The organism is Brenneria corticis, assembly GCF_003115855.1.
GTDB lineage: Bacteria > Pseudomonadota > Gammaproteobacteria > Enterobacterales > Enterobacteriaceae > Brenneria > Brenneria corticis.
Genome location: NZ_KZ819076.1, coordinates 196,724 through 213,996, shown reverse-complemented (window position 1 = coordinate 213,996; position 17,273 = coordinate 196,724). Strand labels below are relative to the sequence as shown.

General features: G+C 59.6%; 15 protein-coding genes. 1 reads left to right on the top strand and 14 read right to left on the bottom strand.

Annotated features, from left to right (window positions below; translation table 11 throughout):
* Nucleotides 1-81: 81 nt before the first annotated feature.
* Nucleotides 82-594, bottom strand: coding sequence for a secA translation cis-regulator SecM (gene secM, locus DDT56_RS09010; protein ID WP_136166113.1), 513 nt, complete (start codon nucleotides 592-594; stop codon nucleotides 82-84).
* 28 nt (nucleotides 595-622) lie between these two features.
* Between secM and DDT56_RS09005 the strand changes: the two genes are divergently transcribed.
* Nucleotides 623-1,153 carry a DUF721 domain-containing protein gene (locus DDT56_RS09005; RefSeq protein ID WP_136166112.1) on the top strand — a complete coding sequence of 177 codons (531 nt, stop codon included), beginning with the start codon at nucleotides 623-625 and terminating at the stop codon, nucleotides 1,151-1,153.
* 12 nt (nucleotides 1,154-1,165) lie between these two features.
* Here the strand turns inward: DDT56_RS09005 and lpxC are convergent, their stop codons facing one another.
* The 13 genes from lpxC to DDT56_RS08940 all read right to left on the bottom strand — a co-directional run bounded on the left by lpxC (nucleotide 1,166) and on the right by DDT56_RS08940 (nucleotide 17,254).
* Nucleotides 1,166-2,083: a UDP-3-O-acyl-N-acetylglucosamine deacetylase gene (gene lpxC / locus DDT56_RS09000; protein ID WP_040343643.1), complete on the bottom strand. Its 918-nt coding sequence runs from the start codon at nucleotides 2,081-2,083 to the stop codon at nucleotides 1,166-1,168.
* Nucleotides 2,084-2,185: 102 nt separating this feature from the next.
* Nucleotides 2,186-3,337, bottom strand: coding sequence for a cell division protein FtsZ (gene ftsZ / locus DDT56_RS08995; protein ID WP_009111448.1), 1,152 nt, complete (start codon nucleotides 3,335-3,337; stop codon nucleotides 2,186-2,188).
* Between the two features lie 68 nt (nucleotides 3,338-3,405).
* A complete protein-coding gene (ftsA, locus tag DDT56_RS08990) occupies nucleotides 3,406-4,662 on the bottom strand; it encodes a cell division protein FtsA (protein WP_009111447.1) in 1,257 nt (418 codons plus the stop codon).
* Nucleotides 4,659-5,525 carry a cell division protein FtsQ gene (gene ftsQ, locus DDT56_RS08985; RefSeq protein ID WP_136166111.1) on the bottom strand — a complete coding sequence of 289 codons (867 nt, stop codon included), beginning with the start codon at nucleotides 5,523-5,525 and terminating at the stop codon, nucleotides 4,659-4,661. The genes ftsA and ftsQ overlap by 4 nt, the downstream gene beginning before the upstream one ends.
* A gap of 1 nt (nucleotide 5,526) precedes the next feature.
* The gene (locus tag DDT56_RS08980) at nucleotides 5,527-6,447 is read right to left on the bottom strand and encodes a D-alanine--D-alanine ligase (RefSeq protein ID WP_136166110.1); all 921 of its coding nucleotides are present in this window, start codon (nucleotides 6,445-6,447) and stop codon (nucleotides 5,527-5,529) included.
* 8 nt (nucleotides 6,448-6,455) lie between these two features.
* The gene (gene murC / locus DDT56_RS08975) at nucleotides 6,456-7,916 is read right to left on the bottom strand and encodes a UDP-N-acetylmuramate--L-alanine ligase (RefSeq protein ID WP_136166109.1); all 1,461 of its coding nucleotides are present in this window, start codon (nucleotides 7,914-7,916) and stop codon (nucleotides 6,456-6,458) included.
* Nucleotides 7,917-7,984: 68 nt separating this feature from the next.
* Nucleotides 7,985-9,064, bottom strand: a complete 1,080-nt coding sequence (gene murG / locus DDT56_RS08970) for an undecaprenyldiphospho-muramoylpentapeptide beta-N-acetylglucosaminyltransferase (protein ID WP_136166108.1) — start codon at nucleotides 9,062-9,064, stop codon at nucleotides 7,985-7,987.
* Complete coding sequence (gene ftsW / locus DDT56_RS08965) at nucleotides 9,061-10,263, bottom strand: cell division protein FtsW (protein ID WP_136166107.1); 1,203 nt, start codon at nucleotides 10,261-10,263, stop codon at nucleotides 9,061-9,063. Before ftsW ends, murG begins: the two co-directional genes overlap by 4 nt.
* Nucleotides 10,263-11,579 carry a UDP-N-acetylmuramoyl-L-alanine--D-glutamate ligase gene (gene murD, locus DDT56_RS08960; RefSeq protein WP_136166106.1) on the bottom strand — a complete coding sequence of 439 codons (1,317 nt, stop codon included), beginning with the start codon at nucleotides 11,577-11,579 and terminating at the stop codon, nucleotides 10,263-10,265. Before murD ends, ftsW begins: the two co-directional genes overlap by 1 nt.
* Nucleotides 11,580-11,582: 3 nt before the next feature.
* On the bottom strand, nucleotides 11,583-12,665 hold the full coding sequence (mraY, locus tag DDT56_RS08955) for a phospho-N-acetylmuramoyl-pentapeptide-transferase (protein WP_136166105.1): 1,083 nt from the start codon (nucleotides 12,663-12,665) through the stop codon (nucleotides 11,583-11,585).
* Nucleotides 12,659-14,020 carry a UDP-N-acetylmuramoyl-tripeptide--D-alanyl-D-alanine ligase gene (gene murF / locus DDT56_RS08950; RefSeq protein WP_136166104.1) on the bottom strand — a complete coding sequence of 454 codons (1,362 nt, stop codon included), beginning with the start codon at nucleotides 14,018-14,020 and terminating at the stop codon, nucleotides 12,659-12,661. The genes mraY and murF overlap by 7 nt, the downstream gene beginning before the upstream one ends.
* Nucleotides 14,017-15,504, bottom strand: coding sequence for a UDP-N-acetylmuramoyl-L-alanyl-D-glutamate--2,6-diaminopimelate ligase (gene murE, locus DDT56_RS08945; RefSeq protein WP_136166103.1), 1,488 nt, complete (start codon nucleotides 15,502-15,504; stop codon nucleotides 14,017-14,019). Before murE ends, murF begins: the two co-directional genes overlap by 4 nt.
* Nucleotides 15,491-17,254, bottom strand: a complete 1,764-nt coding sequence (locus DDT56_RS08940) for a peptidoglycan glycosyltransferase FtsI (RefSeq protein WP_136166102.1) — start codon at nucleotides 17,252-17,254, stop codon at nucleotides 15,491-15,493. Before DDT56_RS08940 ends, murE begins: the two co-directional genes overlap by 14 nt.
* Nucleotides 17,255-17,273: the final 19 nt, after the last annotated feature.

The window sequence follows — 17,273 nt, the reverse complement described above, 5'->3', positions numbered from 1 at the left end:
AATGCCACTCATCCAGTGGCGGCACAACATCAAAAAAACTGGGAGGAAATCCTACAGCTGTTAATTAGCAAGCAATCTTTTTCAGCTATGGATAGCGGGGCCGGCGCGAATGCCGCGAACCTGGGCCAGCCAGATGCCCGTCTGATGCTGCGCTGGGGAAAAATCGGAAGCTCGCCCGGTCTGGCGAATGATGGTGGGTTGCTGTTCCTGGTGCGTAAGCAACGCGCTCAGCGTATCCAGCAGCACCAGAGAATGCGAGGGCAAGTCGTCGACCTGCTGCGCATGTAGCTGCTGCGGCGCGGTAAGCGCAAAAGAGAGGTGACGTATTACCGTGCGGATGGCATGCTGATGCCAGTAGTCCACGCCAAAAGAAGAGCGACGCTGCGCTTCTTTCAACGCCACTAAATCGGTAAGGCTGAGCGATACGCTGTTCTGGCGGCTGACGCTGGAAGCGGAATTAGGCAACGGCGCCAGATCCTGCGACTCATTCAGACCGGCCGGCAAGCCAAGGCTCGCCGCGACCATCCCCAATAAGAGATGCGGCCAGAAATAACGTCTGCCAAATTGTCGCCAACGATTTAGAATACCGATCACTAGTTTAACGTCCGTCGGAGCCTGATTTATGCGTGATAGCCGCCCACAATCACTGGAATCCCTGTTTGATAGCGCATCGGGTGCGGGTACCGGCCCACTGCGGGATGTGCAGCAGCGCGCTATCGCTTTATTAAAACTCAACCGGGCGGTGCGCGGATTGCTTCCCGCACAGCTGCACCCTTGGTGCCGCGTTGCCAACTATCGGCATGGACTGCTGGTGCTGGAAACCGCCAACGCTAACTGGTTGATGCGGTTACGTTATGAACAGCCAGCCCTGCTCTCTGCACTGCGCGCCCAAATATTACCATCATTGGCCTCGATCGACATCAGGATTAATCCCGCGCTCGCCGCAAAAGGGCATGAAATCGTGAAAAAAAGCGCTATCGGCACGCCCGACAAGGAGGAAGAGGCAAAACCATTTCGCCAGTTGAGCGAACAAAGTGCGGAAATATTGCGGGGTTTGGCCGGTCAGAGCCCGGAGAAGTTGCGCCGGATATTAGAACGACTGGCTTCACTGGCCGGAGAGGGTACCAGTAAAACCAGTCGTAATAAGAAATAACGACTTTATGCGTTAAGCCAATACGGTCGACGGCGCCTTGAACGCCAGCGGCATTTCAGCGTCATCTTCGAAGGTGACGTATTCCCACGCTTCCTGCTTCGCCAACACAGCCTGCAACAGTTTGTTATTCAAGGCATGTCCTGACTTGAAGGCGGTAAATGCGCCGATGATGTTGTGACCGCACATAAACAGGTCGCCGATGGCGTCCAGCATTTTATGGCGCACGAACTCATCTTCAAAACGCAGTCCGTCTTCGTTCAGCACGCGGTAGTCATCCACCACTATTGCACAATCGAAACTGCCGCCCAGGCACAACCCACGAGACTGCAGATATTCGATATCACGCATAAAACCGAAAGTACGCGCGCGGCTTATCTGACGCACGAAAGCGTCGGCAGAAAAGTCCAGACGATAACGCTGGGATCCTGCATCAATAGCCGGGTGGTTGAAATCGATGGTGAAATCCAGGCTAAAACCGTTGAACGGCGTCAGCTCGGCCCATTTATCGCCATCTTCAACCCGCACGGGCTGCTTGATACGCACGAATTTCTTGGCGCTGTTCAGCTCTTCAATCCCCGCATCCAGCAGCAGGTAGACGAAAGGACTGGCGCTGCCGTCCATAATTGGAATTTCCGGCGCATCGACTTCAATGACAATATTGTCAATCCCCAACCCCGCCAGCGCGGCGTTAAGGTGCTCCACCGTGGAAATACGCACGTCATGCTCATTAACCAGGCAAGTACAGAGCATGGTATCACGCACGGATTTTGCATCAGCCGGAAAATCAACCGGTGGATTCAAGTCGGTGCGACGATAGATGACCCCGGTATTTGCCGGTGCAGGCCGCATGGTCAGGGTGACTTTCTTGCCGGTATGCAAACCGACCCCTGTCGCCTGAACAATACGTTTTAGTGTACGTTGTTTGATCATCATTTTATCTCGCATGTTACTGAACCTACCGACCTAGTTTATACCAGGATCGGCGGGACAGTTTAGCACAAAGAGCGGAGATTCCAACGTCATAGGGCGATATTAATCCGCCTGCTTACGCAGAAACGCCGGGATATCCAGATAATCCGGCTCTTTATTAGCCTGCTGATTCTGGTCGTTGACCACTTTAGCCGCCGGTTTTTCCTGGGTCAGCGGCGTCATGCCGTGCTGCTGATAGCGATGATCCATCACCGGCTGGCTGGACTGCTTATTGGTCACCAGGGTAATTTCCGGCCGCTTGTCCATGCCGATGCCCGTCGCCACCACGGTGACGCGCAGTTCGTCATTCATTTCCGGATCGAGCGAGGTACCGATAACCACAGTCGCGTTGTCGGAAGCAAAAGCACGAATGGTGTTACCCACGGTTTCGAACTCATCCAGACGCAGATCGAAGCCCGCGGTGATGTTAACCAGCACGCCGCGCGCCCCGGACAGGTCGATATCTTCCAGCAGCGGGCTGGAGATGGCCATTTCGGCCGCTTCTTCCGCACGATCTTCGCCACGCGCCACGCCCGACCCCATCATGGCGTAACCCATTTCGGACATCACGGTGCGCACGTCGGCAAAGTCGACGTTCATCAGACCGGGACGGGTAATCAGTTCGGCGATACCCTGAACCGCGCCTTTCAACACGTCGTTCGCGGCGCCGAACGCATCCAGCAGGGAGATGCCGCGTCCCAGAACTTTCAGCAGTTTATCGTTCGGAATGGTGATCAGGGAGTCGACGTGCTTGGAGAGCTCGGCGATGCCCTGCTCGGCGAATGCCATACGCTTTTTGCCTTCGAAGTTGAAAGGCTTGGTCACCACGGCGACCGTCAGGATGCCCAGATCCTTCGCCACTTCGGCAACCACCGGCGCCGCGCCCGTACCCGTGCCGCCGCCCATGCCCGCGGCGATAAACACCATATCGGCGCCTTCAAGCGCCGTACGCAGCGCCTCGCGGTCCTCTTCCGCCGAATTACGCCCGACTTCCGGGTTGGCGCCGGCGCCCAGACCTTTGGTGATGCCGCTGCCGATCTGGATCGTCTGGCCTACCGCCGTCTTGCGCAATGCCTGAGCATCGGTATTGACCGCGAAAAATTCAACGCCTTCGATGCGCTCGCGCACCATATGCTCGACGGCGTTGCCGCCGCCGCCGCCGACGCCGATGACTTTAATCACCGCGTCGTTGGTTAATTCCATTGGTTCAAACATAGTTTCTCTCCGTTTTGTGCCTGTAACTGCGAGATCATAAACTGTGCCAGGTGATCTCTTTGATAAAATTAAAATTCTTTCCTCAGCCAGCTATTGATTCTTTTGAACCAGTTGCTCACCGAGGCACGTTTTTCGACCTCATGCTCACCGCCAAGGTGAGACTCTTTGCCGTAATGCAGCAACCCGACCGCCGTTGAGTAGTAAGGTTCCTGCGCATAATCCGTCAGACCTGTAATATTTAGCGGCTGGCCGATACGCACCTGGGTGTGGAACACCCGCTGCGCACAGGCCGCCAGGCCGTCTATTTGCGCCGCACCACCGGTAAGCACGATACCTGCCGCCAGATGGTGTTTAACGCCCTGTTGACGTAACTGCTCCTGCAACTGTAAAAGTTCGTCGTTCACCAGATTCAATAGTTCGGTGTAACGCGGTTCAATCACTTCCGCCAGCGTCTGCCGTTGCAGGCTGCGCGGCGGGCGGCCCCCGACGCTGGGAACCTCGACGTTTTCATCTTTGCCGACGATGGCGCCTAATGCGCAGCCGTGGCGCACCTTTATCGCTTCGGCATCCGTCGGCGGCGTGCCGAACGCGTAGGCGATATCGCTGGTCACCACGTTGCCCGCGTAAGGGATAACCTTGGTGTGGCGCAGGGCGCCGCCGGTGTAAACCGCGATATCCATCGTGCCGCCGCCGATATCCACCACGCAAACGCCCAGTTCGCGCTCGTCTTCCGTCAAAACGGCGTAGCTGGAGGCCAGACCGGCGAAAATCAGCTGATCCACCTTCAGGCCGCAGCGTTCAACGGCTTTGACAATATTCTTCGCCATATCGTTATGGCAGGTAATCAGGTGGACCTTCGCCTGCATGCGCACGCCGGATAATCCCACCGGATTCTTGATCCCTTCCTGATAATCAATGGCGTACTCCTGCGGGATCACGTGCAGAATGCGATGCTCATCGCGCACGCGTACCGATTTGGCGGTATGCACCACGCTTTCCACGTCGTCCTGCGTCACCTCTTCTTCCGAAATCGGCACCATCCCTATTTCATTCTGGCAACTGATGTGCTTTCCCGACAGCGCCAGATAGACGGAGGATATCTGGCAGTCCGCCATCAGTTCGGCCTGGTCGATCGCGCGCTGCACGCATTTGACCACCGATTCGAGATCGTTGACGCCGCCTTTATCCATACCGCGCGACGGGCAGCTGCCCACGCCGATAATATTGACCATGCCATCGGGCAGAACCTCCCCTACCAGTGCGGCCACCTTTGCCGTACCGATTTCCAGCCCAACTACCAGTTTTCTGTCCGTCGACTTGATCATTGTTGTTTAGCCTGTGCCTGATTCTGATTACTGTTCTGTTGCCGCTCAATCCCATGCTGCTGCTCAGCGTCTTGCTGTTCAAACAAGGCCGGCGCCCAGCCTACCGCCGCGCCGCTGTCATAGCGCAGATCCACATAGCCGACGCGCTTGTTCTCGCTCTGCGCCTGGCGCTGCAACAGCGGATAAAGCTCGATAAAACGCGCCAGCCGCTTGGCCCGATCGTCCCGTCCCAGTTCGATACGGGTATCATCATCCAACCCCAGTTGCCATGAGTGACGCGCGCTCATCGCCACCGTTTTCAGGTTGAATTTCCCAGCCGCCAGCACCTGATTCATGGTCCGGTAACCCTCCAGAACATCGATTTCACTCCCTTCCGGACCGTACAATAACGGCATCTTGCGGTTGCCGACCCGCTCGGCCGGTACGCTGAAAGCATTTCCCGCGCCGTCGACCATTAGCAGATCATTCCAACGCGCCACCGGAACATATTCAACCAGATGAATCTTTAATTCGTCCGGCCACTGTTTGCGCACGCTGGCCTGTTTGATCCAGGGCAGACGTTCAATCTGCTGCTGGATGACGTTCACATCCTGCGTCATAAAGGTTCCCGGCGACCCCAGCGACAAAATCGCCTGACGGATATCGTCGTTGGTGGTGTACTGCCTTTCGCCCGTCACCACCATTCTGGACAACGGCAGGCGGCTGGCGTCCTTCATCCAGCCGACGACCATCCATCCTCCCCAGACGATCGTCCCCACCACCATCAGCAGGAAAATCATCCCCGCCAGTTGGCCTCCGTTACTGCGACGAGCCCCTTTCGATTCGGGTTCCCGTGCGCGCGTATTCAGCGCTGCCTGCGACATATCAGCCGGCCAGTTCCAGAACCCTGGCAACCAGCTGTGAGAAACTCAACCCCTGTTGCCTTGCCGCCATCGGCACCAGACTGTGGCTGGTCATCCCCGGAGAGGTGTTGACCTCCAGCAGATAAAAAGCCCCGTCGCCGTCCATCATCAGATCCACTCTGCCCCAGCCGCCGCAGTCCAGCGCGCGGTAGGCCGCCAGCGACAGAGCGGCCAGTTCCCGTTCTTTTTCCGCCGACAGACCGCTTGGGCAAAAGTACTGCGTATCATCCGACAGATACTTCGCTTCATAGTCGTAAAACGTGCCCGCGGCCTGGATCCGAATCGACGGCAGCACCTCGTCGCCAAGAATGGCGACCGTGTACTCCGGGCCGCTGAGCCATTTTTCCACCAGCACCTCGTCGTCATGACGAAACGCCTCTTCCAGCGCGGCCGGCAGTTCCGCGACCTGATTCACCTTGCTCATGCCGACGCTGGAGCCTTCGCGGCTTGGCTTCACTATCAGGGGCGTACCCAAATGGGCGAATTTTTCCAGCAGCTCATCCTCTGCAAGCGCGGCAAACTGCCGCCGGTTCAGGGCGATATACGGCGACACCGGCAACCCCAACGCCTGCCACACCAGTTTGGTGCGCAGTTTGTCCATCGTCAGCGCGGACGCCATCACCCCGCTGCCGGTATAGGGCAGTTGTAAAAATTCCAGCAGCCCCTGTAAGGTGCCGTCTTCGCCGCCGCGGCCGTGCAAGGCGATAAAGACTTTGGTGAATCCCTCATCCTTCAGCCGCGTTACCGGAAACTCGCGCGTATCCACGCCATGGGCATTGATGCCCGCTTCTTTCAGGCCTTCCAGCACCGCCTGACCTGAAAGCAGCGACACTTCACGTTCGGCAGAGGTACCACCAAGCAATACGGCAACTTTCTCAGTCATGATGTTCCTCACTCGCTTATCTGGGGCTGCAGCCGGGAATCAGCCAGTTTCCGCGCCAGCTTGCCGATATTGCCGGCGCCCTGAACCAAGACCAGATCTCCGCCGCGTAGCGCCTGTGACAACAGTTCCGGCAAGGTATCCACGTCGGGCACCAAAATCGGATCAATCTTACCGCGCCCGCGGATGGTGCGGCACAAAGAGCGGCTATCCGCGCCGGGAATCGGCGACTCGCCCGCCGAATACACCTCCAGCATCAGTAAAACGTCCACCTGCGACAGCACATGCGTAAAGTCATCGTACAGGTCTCGGGTACGCGTATAGCGGTGCGGCTGAAACACCATCACCAGACGCCGGTCCGGCCAGCCCGCGCGCGCCGCCTTGATGGTCGCGTCGACTTCGGTCGGATGGTGGCCGTAATCATCCACCAGCATGGCGCTGCCGCTTTGTCCGTTTACCCGCTCCAGCGGGAATTCGCCCAGAAAATCAAACCGTCTGCCGGTGCCTTCAAAGCGCTCCAGCGCGCGCAGGATCGCCTCGTCGTCAATACCCTCGTCCATCGCCACCGCCACCGCGGCGGCGGCGTTCAGCGCGTTGTGACGCCCCGGCGCGTTCAGCGTCACCTGCAGCAGCGGCTTATCCTGGCGCGCCAGGGTAAAGTGCCCCTGCGCGCCGGTCTGCTGATAGTCGGCGACGCGCACGTCGGCGTCGTCGCTAAAGCCGTAGGTGGTGATATGGCGCCCGACCCGCGGCAGCAGTTCACGGATCACCGCGTCGTCCACACACATCACCGCCTGGCCGTAAAACGGCAGATTGTGCAAGAAGCTGATAAAGGTCTGCTTCAGGTTTTCAAAATCGCCATGATAGGTATCCATGTGATCGGCTTCGATATTGGTCACGATCGCCACCATCGGCTGCAGATGCAGGAACGAGGCGTCGCTTTCGTCCGCTTCCGCGATCAGGTAACGGCTGGAACCCAGACGCGCGTGGGTGCCCGCCGCCTTCACCAATCCGCCGTTGACAAACGTCGGATCCAGCCCCGCTTCGGCGTAGATGCTGGCGACCATCGCCGTGGTGGTGGTTTTACCGTGCGTTCCCGCCACCGCGATGCCGTGACGGAAACGCATCAGCTCGGCCAGCATTTCCGCCCGGCGGATCACCGGAATACGCGCCTCGTGCGCCGCCACAATCTCCGGGTTATCGGCGGAAATGGCGCTGGAGACCACCACCACGCTGGCGTTCAGTACGTTTTCCGCCCGATGGTGAAAATAGATCTGCGCGCCCAGTTCGCTCAACTGCCGGGTGACGGCGTTCGGCGCCAGATCGGACCCGCTTATCTGATACCCTTCATTAGCCAACACTTCGGCGATACCGCCCATGCCGGCACCGCCGATGCCGACAAAGTGGATGTGCCGGACGCGATGCATCTCGGGCACGATTGAACGCAGTTTCGCCAGTTGTTGAGTATTCACTTTTTTCTATCGCTACCTTATTTAATCCCCCGAACGGCAGCGCCGCCCGGCGATAATGTATTAATTAATCAGCTATGAACCACTGAGCCCGCTACGGCGCTCACCGCCTTCGCCACGCGCTCCGTGGCGTCGGGAACGGCCACCGCTCGGGCCTTTTCCGCCATCGCCAGCAGCGTGGCGCGATCCCAGTTCGCCAGGACTTCACTTACCGACGCCGCGTTAAACCGCGGCTGTTCGATAATCTTCGCCGCCCCCGCTCTTTCCAGCGACAGGGCGTTCCAATACTGCTGCCGGTCCTTATGCTGGAAAGGGACAAACAGCGCCGGCAAACCGGCGGCGGCGATTTCACTGACCGTCAGCGCGCCGGAACGGCAGACCACCACGTCGGCCCAGGCGTAGGCTTGCGCCATATCATCAATAAATTCAGCGATCTTGTGCTGCGTCCGCCCGACCTGCCGATAGGCCTGCTCAACGTCCGCCAGCGCGCCTTTGCCGACCTGATGCCAGATTGTCACGCCGTCGCCCAAGGTCGCGGCGACGCCCGGCAGCGTCTGATTGAGGACTCGCGCCCCCTGGCTGCCGCCCAGCACCAGCACCCGAACCGGGCCGCTGCGGCCGGCCAGACGAACCGCCGGGGCGGGCAATGCCAGTACGTCCGCCCTGACCGGGTTGCCGACCACGTCGGCTTTCACAAAGGCGCCCGGAAAAGCCTGTAATACTTTTTTGGCGATATGCGACAGCCAGCGGTTGGTCAGCCCGGCAATCCCGTTTTGCTCATGCAGCACCACCGGTACGCCGCACAGCCACGCGGCCAGACCGCCGGGGCCGGAAACATAGCCGCCCATCCCCAGCACCACGTCCGGCCGGTAGCGGCGCATTATCGCCCGCGCCTGCCGCACCGCCTGGAAAATACGCAGCGGCGCGGCCAGTTGGGCGCGCAGCCCCTTGCCGCGCAGCCCGGAGATGCGGATAAAATCGATCTCGATACCGTGCTGCGGCACTAAATCCGCTTCCATGCGATCCGCGGTGCCTAACCAGCGCACCTGCCAGCCCTGCGCCATCAGATGATGCGCCACGGCGAGCCCGGGAAACACATGTCCCCCCGTTCCTCCCGCCATCACCATCAAACGCTTGCCTTCGCCACTCATCGGGCACTCCTTGTAAACGCCTGCGCTTTGGTCAGGCGCGTTTCAAAATCAATACGCAACAGCATAACGATGGCCGTCGACATGATGATCAGACTGGAACCACCGTAGCTGATTAACGGCAACGTCAACCCCTTGGTCGGCAACATCCCCGACGCGGCCCCGACGTTGACCAGCGTCTGAAAGCTGAACCAGACGCCAATCGAACAGGCGAGAAAACCGGAAAAACGCTGGTTGATCTCCAGCGCACGCCGCCCGATGGACATCGCGCGAAAAGCGACGAAGAATATCATTAACAGCGCCAAAACCACACCGATATAGCCGAGTTCTTCACCTAAAATGGAGAAAATAAAGTCGGTGTGCGCCTCCGGCAGATATTCCAGTTTCTGCACCGAATTTCCCAGGCCCTGCCCCCACAGTTCCCCCCGGCCGAACGCCATCAGGGATTGGGTGAGCTGATAACCGCTGCCGAACGGATCCTCCCACGGATTCCAGAACGAGGTGACGCGCCGCATACGGTAGGGTTCGGCGATAACCAGCAGGCAAACGGCAAAAATGCCGCAGCCGATAATGGCCAGAAACTGCCATAGCTTCGCCCCCGCCAGAAACAGCATCGCCAGGGTGGTGATAAACAGCACCACCACGGTTCCGAGGTCCGGCTGCGCCAGCAGCAGCACCGCCAGCACCACCATCACCCCCATCGGTTTGCAAAAGCCCCAGAAGTTGTTTCGCACTTCTTCCACTTTGCGCACCATATAGCTGGACAGATAACAGAACAGAGTCAGCTTGGATAACTCCGCCGGCTGAATGCGCAACGGCCCCAGCGATATCCAGCGCGACGCGCCGTTAACCGAGCTGCCGACCGCCAGCACCACCAACAACAGCAGCATGGAGGCCAACAGCAGCACCGGGCTGTAACGCTGCCAAATTTCCATGGGAATGCGCAACGTCACCAGAGACAGCGCCAAAGCCAGCCCCAGATACAGCGCATCGCGCTTGGCGAACAGAAAGGGGTCGCTCGCCAGACGCTGCCCGATCGGCATCGAGGCGGACGTCACCATCACAAAACCGATCACCGCCAGCCCGAACGTCAGCCATACCAGCGTGCGGTCATACAGAACCACGCTCAGCGTATCGCTTTCCCGCGTCCCCATGACCCAGTTTTTTATACGTTCGACAACCGCCAGCCCGGAGAAGCGCATCAGCCCAGTTCCTCCGCCAGACGGGCGAACTCGTCGCCCCGTTGTTCAAAACTGCGGAACTGATCGAGGCTGGCGCAGGCCGGCGACAGTAAAACCATGTCGCCGGGCGCGACCCGTCCCGCGATCAGATGCATGGATTGCTCCATGGTTTCCGTCCGTTCGGCGATATCCGGACGCAGCGCCGCCAGCTGTTCGCCGTCGCGGCCAAAGCAGTAAAGCCGGATGTCGTCGCCCTGAAAATAGCGCAGCAAGGGCGAAAAATCGGCGGATTTGCCGTCCCCGCCCAATAGCAGATGCAGGGTGCCGTCCACCTTAAGGCCGCTTAACGCCGCTTCGGTGCTGCCGACGTTGGTGGCCTTGGAGTCATTGATCCAGCGCACGCCGTTGCGCTCCCAGACCAGTTGAAAACGATGCGCCAGCCCGGTAAAGGCGGTCAGGGCCGTTAAGGCCGACGAACGCGGAATACCCACGGCGTCCGCCAATGCCAGGGCGGCCAGCGCATTGGTGTAGTTGTGCTGCCCCACCAGTTTAATCTCGCGGGTGTTCAACACCCGCTCGCCTTTAATCCGCAGCCAGGTTTCCCCTTGCTGCCGATTCAGGTGGTAATCGCCGACGTCGACGCCGAAGCTCACGCAGCGCTCATCCGCGCCGCGAATCGGCATGGTCAGCGCGTCATCGGCGTTAACCACGCACACGCCGGCGTTTTCGTAAATGCGCAACTTGGCGGCGCGATACTGCTGTAAGCCAAACGGATAGCGGTTGGTGTGGTCTTCGGTCACGTTCAGAATGGTCGCCGCCGCCGCGTGCAGGCTGCTGGTGGTCTCCAGTTGGAAACTCGACAGTTCCAGCACATAGAGCTGGCATTCATGCTCAAGCAGGCGCAGCGCGGGCAGGCCGATATTGCCGCCCACGCCCACCTGCCACCCGGCGGCCCGCGCCATGTCGCCCACCAGCGTGGTCACCGTGCTTTTGCCGTTGGAGCCGGTGATCGCCACGATGGGCGCCTGCGCTTCACGGCAAAACAGCTCGATATCGCCGACGATCTCAATGCCCGCCTCGGCGGCATCGCTCAGTATCGGCGTCGCCAGCGCGATGCCCGGGCTGGCGACGATGAGATCCGCGTCCATCAGCCAGGTTTCGTTGAGATCGCCGAGATGGCGCTCGACGTTTTCCGGCAGCTTATCCAACCCCGGCGGACTGATACGGGTATCCACCACGCGCGGCGCCACGCCGCGCGCGAGGAAGAAATCAACACAGGAGAGGCCGGTCAGCCCCAACCCGATAATGACAACTTTTTTACCCTGATAGTCCGCCATATTTTACCGTACCTTCAGCGTTGCCAGGCCAATCAGCACCAGCATCAGCGAAATAATCCAGAAACGCACGATCACCCGCGGTTCCGGCCATCCTTTAAGTTCATAGTGGTGATGAATCGGCGCCATGCGGAAAATACGCTGGCCGCGCAGCTTAAAGGACCCAACCTGTAAAATGACCGACAGCGTCTCCACCACGAACACGCCGCCCATAATCACCAGCAAAAACTCCTGACGCAGCAGCACCGCGATGGTGCCCAGCGCGCCGCCCAGCGCCAGCGAACCCACATCCCCCATAAACACCTGGGCCGGATAGGTGTTAAACCATAAAAAGCCCAGTCCGGCGCCCACGATAGCGGTACAGACGACCACCAGTTCGCTGGCATGGCGGATATAGGGAATATGCAGATAACCGGCAAAATTCATATTCCCCGTCGCCCAGGCGACCAGGGCGAATCCGGCGGCGACGAATACCGTCGGCATGATCGCCAGTCCGTCCAGACCGTCGGTCAGGTTCACCGCGTTGCTGGTCCCGACAATCACAAAGTACGCCAGCACAACGTAGAGCAGCCCCAGCTGCGGCATGATGTCTTTAAAAAACGGCACCACCAGCTGGGTGGCCGGCGTGTCTTTACCAATCGAATACATGACGAAGGCCACCACCAGCGCAATCAGCGACTGCCAGAAATATTTCCAGCGCGCGATCAGCCCCTTGGTGTCTTTACGCACAACCTTGCGGTAATCGTCAATAAAGCCGACCACGCCATAGCCCAGCAGCACCGCCAGCACGCACCAGACATAGGGATTGGACAGGTTGACCCACATCAGCACCGAAATAATGATCGACGCCAGAATCATCACTCCCCCCATCGTCGGCGTTCCCCGCTTGCTGAAATGCGACTCCGGCCCTTCACTGCGAACCACCTGCCCGATCTGCAAACGTTGCAGCCAGGCGATCAAATGCGGCCCCATCCATAGGGAAATCACCAATGCGGTCAGCAGGCTGACGATGGCGCGAAACGTCAAATAGGAAAAGACGTTGAAGCCGGAATAAAACTTGACCAGATGTTCGGCCAGCCACACTAACATGTTGCATTCTCCTGTAATGCGCGTACTACCTGCTCCATCGCGGTGCTCCGTGAACCCTTAACCAATATGCTTATTGTTTTATGTTCGGCTATCAGCGCGCCCAGGCGCGAAACCAGCGCGCCCTTATCCTGAAAATGTTCGCCATCGCCGCCGGCGCGGCCGATCAATTCGCTTAACGTCCCCACGCTCAAGACTTTATCGATGCCCGCGGCGCGAACGGCCTGACCGACCTGACGGTGACACTCCCGCGCCTCGTCGCCCAGTTCCCCCATGTCGCCGACCACCATCACGCGGTATCCCGGCATTTCAGCAAGAACCTGCGCCGCCGCGGTCATTGAGCCGACATTGGCGTTGTAGCTGTCGTCCAGCAGCAATTTTCCCGGCGCCAGCACAATCGGGAATAACCTTCCCGGCACCGCCTGAAGCTGCGCCAAACCGGCTTTCACCTCCGCCAGCGTGGCGCCGACGGACATGGCCAGCGCGGCGGCGGCCAGCGCGTTGGCCACGTTGTGGCGCCCTGGCAGGGGCAGCGTCACCGCAACCGCCCCGAACGGCGTATGCAGGCTGAACTGCGTACCCTGCGCCAGCACCTTGATATCGCTGGCAAAAAAATCGATATCCCCGGAGGCCTGCGGTGAAAAACGCCATACGGTTTTATGACTCAGCGTCACCTGCCAGTGCGGAAAGTCATTACTGTCCGCATTGATAATCGCCACGCCGTCGGCCGGCAGGCCGGCAAAAATCTCGCCTTTCGCCTGCGCCACCCCCGCCAGCGAGCCGAAGCCCTCCAGATGCGCGGCGGCAAGGTTATTGACCAGCGCGCTTTCCGGACGCACCAGATCGGTGGTGTAGGCAATCTCACCGATATGGTTGGCCCCCAGTTCAATCACCGCGAACTGATGCTCCGGCGTCAGGCGCAGCAGCGTCAGCGGCACGCCGATGTCGTTATTAAAGTTGCCGGCGGTATACAGCACATTGCCGCGCTGACGCAGAATGGCGGCGGTCATCTCCTTGACCGACGTCTTGCCGGAAGAGCCGGTTAACGCCACCACGCGGGCATTGGATTGCTGCCTTACCCAGCCGGCCAACTTGCCCAGCGCCAGACGGGTATCTTCCACCAGCAACTGCGGCGCATTAACTGGTAAGCGCTTACTTACCAACAGAGCCGCCGCGCCGCTTTTCAATGCATCCGCGGCATAGTCGTGCCCATCGAATTTCTCGCCGCGCAGCGCGACAAACAGGCAGCCGGCCTGCAGCTTGCGCGTATCCGTGGCGACATCGTCGATTTCGACGCTGCCGCCGATTAACCGGGCGCCCAGAATCGAGGCTATCTGCTGCAAGGAAACGCGCATCATGCGATAACCCCCAACAGGCGGGCGACGGTAATACGGTCCGAATAATCCAGCCGCTGATTGCCGACCAGTTGGTAATCCTCATGGCCTTTACCGGCCACCAGCACCACGTCGTTCTCTTTCGCCTGCATAATGGCGCTGGTGACTGCCTCGGCGCGGCCGGAAATAACCTGGACGCGGCCGGCGTCCAGCAGCCCGGTTAAAATATCCTTGACGATGGCGCGCGGCTCTTCGCTGCGCGGGTTATCGTCGGTCACCACCACTCTGTCGGCCAGCTGTTCCGCGATGCCCCCCATTAGTGGGCGCTTACCTTTATCGCGATCGCCGCCGCAGCCGAAGACGCACCACAGTTGCCCCGCGCAGTGCAGCCGTGCCGCCTCCAGCGCTTTTTCCAGCGCGTCCGGGGTGTGGGCGTAATCCACCACCACCGTCGGTTTGCCCGGGGCGCTGAATACCTCCATCCTGCCGCACACCGGTTGCAGATGCGCGCCGGCGCTAATCAGTCGATCCAGCGAATAGCCCAGGGAAAGCAGCGTCGCCAGCGCCAGTAGCGTATTGCTGACGTTAAAGGCTCCCATCAGGCGGCTGGCGATTTCGCCATTGCCCCAGCTTGAGTCGAAGCGGATAGTGGCGCCGCGGTCGTGATAATCGATGCCGGTGGCTTTCAGCCAGCGGCCGCGGCAGCCCGGGACAAGATTGTTTTCCATGGTGACGGCGACGGCGTCCGGCAGTTTGTCGAGCCAGCGGCGGCCGACGTCGTCATCCGCATTGATGATCGTCTGCCCCACCCGGTGGTCGGCGAACAGCGACCATTTCGCGGCCTCATAGCGTTCCATGTCGCCGTGGTAATCCAGATGGTCGCGGCTCAGATTGGTGAATACCGCCGCGGCGAACGGCAATGCGGCGACGCGGTTTTGCACCAGACCGTGGGAAGAGACCTCCATTGCCGCAAACGTCGCGCCCTGATCGACCAGTTGCCTCAGCACCTGCTGTACCTCCACCGCCGATCCGGTGGTGTTGCCGGTCGGCGCGACGTGCCCCAGCAGGCCGTTTCCCACCGTGCCCATCACCGCGCTGGTTTCGCCCAACGCCTGGCTCCACTGGGCCAGCAGCTGCGCCGTGGTGGTTTTACCATTGGTTCCGGTCACGCCGACCAGCTGCAATTTTTCCGCCGGCTGCCGATAGAAACGTCCCGCCAGAGCGGAAAGACGCTGATGCAGATTGCTCAGGTAAACCACGGGAATGCCGTGCATTTCACGCACGTCCCCATCTGCGGCCTCGCCTTCGGCTTCGGCGATAATCGCGGCGACGCCTTGCGCAATGGCCTGCGGGATATAGCGCCGTCCGTCCGTTTGGTGGCCGACAATCGCCACAAACAGATCCCCGGCAGCCGCAACGCGGCTGTCTAATGTCATTTCCCGCAGCGCACAGGCCGGGGCATCCTGCACCCACGGCGCTAATAACTCGCGCAAATTACGATCTGCCACCTGGAGCCTCTTCTCGGTTAATTACAAACTCGTTTTTTTCGCCGGTGGGCAAGGCATCAGGTTCTACGTTCATCGTCCGTAATACCCCCCCCATGATGGCGCCGAATATCGGTGCTGAAACCGCACCGCCGTAATATTTCCCGGCCTGCGGATCGTTGATGACCACGACCAGAGCGAAGCGCGGGTTACTGGCGGGCGCGACGCCCGCGGTGTAAGCGATATATTTGTTGATGTATTTGCCGTCCGGACCGACTTTTTTCGCCGTGCCGGTTTTAATCGCGATCCGGTAGCCTTTAATCGCCGCCTTGGTGCCGCCGCCGCCGGGCAGCGCCACGCTTTCCATCATATGCACCACGGTGCGCACCAGCGCTTCCGGGAACACGCGTTCGCCGGCGACCGGCGGATCGACTTTGGTAATCGACAGCGGGCGATAAACGCCAAAGCTGCCGATCGTGGCGTAGACTCGCGCTAACTGTAACGGCGTTACCATCAGCCCGTAGCCAAAAGAGAAGGTGGCCCTCTCTATGTCAGACCACCGTTGTTTTTGAGGATATAAGCCACTGCTTTCTCCGACCAACCCCAAATTGGTCGCCTTTCCCAACCCCATGCGCGCGTAAGTATCCACTAACGCCGAGGAAGGCATCGCCAACGCCAGCTTGGAAACGCCGACGTTACTCGATTTTTGCAGGACCCCGGTCAGGGTCAATTCGTTGTAGCGCGCCACGTCTTTGATTTCGTGACCATTAACGTAATAAGGCAGGGTATTGAGCACGCTGTTCTCTTTTATCACCCCGCGCTGCAGCGCCGTCATCACCACCATCGGCTTCACGGTGGAGCCGGGTTCGAAAATATCGGTAATGGCGCGGTTGCGCATAATATCTTTGGCGGTGCCGGCCAGATTATTGGGGTTGTAAGACGGGCTGTTGGCCATCGCCAGCACTTCGCCGGTACCGACATCGACCAGCACCGCGGTGCCCGACTCGGCTTTGTTAAACGCCACCGCATTGCTCAGTTCGCGATAGACCAGCGCCTGCAAACGCTCATCGATGCTCAGCGCCAGATTATGCGCCGCCTGACTGTCAACGGAGGAGATATCTTCGATCACCCGGCCAAACCGATCTTTACGCACGGTTCGTTCGCCCGGCTGACCGGTCAGCCAGCGGTCAAAGCTTTTTTCAACCCCTTCAATACCCTGTCCGTCAATATTGGTAAAGCCGATCAGATGGGCCGTGACCTGGCCGGAAGGATAATAGCGGCGGGACTCCTGACGCAGGTTAATGCCGGGCAGCTTCAGTTTATGGATATATTCGCCGATGGCCGGGTTGACCTGACGCGCCAGATAGACAAAGCGCCCTTTCGGGTTGGCGTTAATCTTCGCCGCCAGCTGATCGAGCGGGACTTCGAGCGCGTCTGAGAGCGCTTTCCAGCGCGTATCCAGCGTGATGCCGCCCTGTTCGTTCACCTGTTGAGGATCGGCCCACACCGCGTTAACCGGTACGCTTACCGCCAACGGGCGACCGGCGCGGTCGCTGATCATGCCGCGCGCCGTCGGCACCTCCTGCACGCGCAGCGAACGCATATCCCCTTCACGCACCAGTTTGTCGGGGTTAACCACCTGAAGATAGGCCGCCCGCGCCATCAGACCGATCATCGCCAGCAGAATACAGCTACAGAGCAACGCAAAACGCCAGCTGACAAAGCTGGCTTGATCTTCCTGGCGTTTTAACCTTCCTGTACGGGCTGCTTTCATGCTGTATTGGATGCCTGTT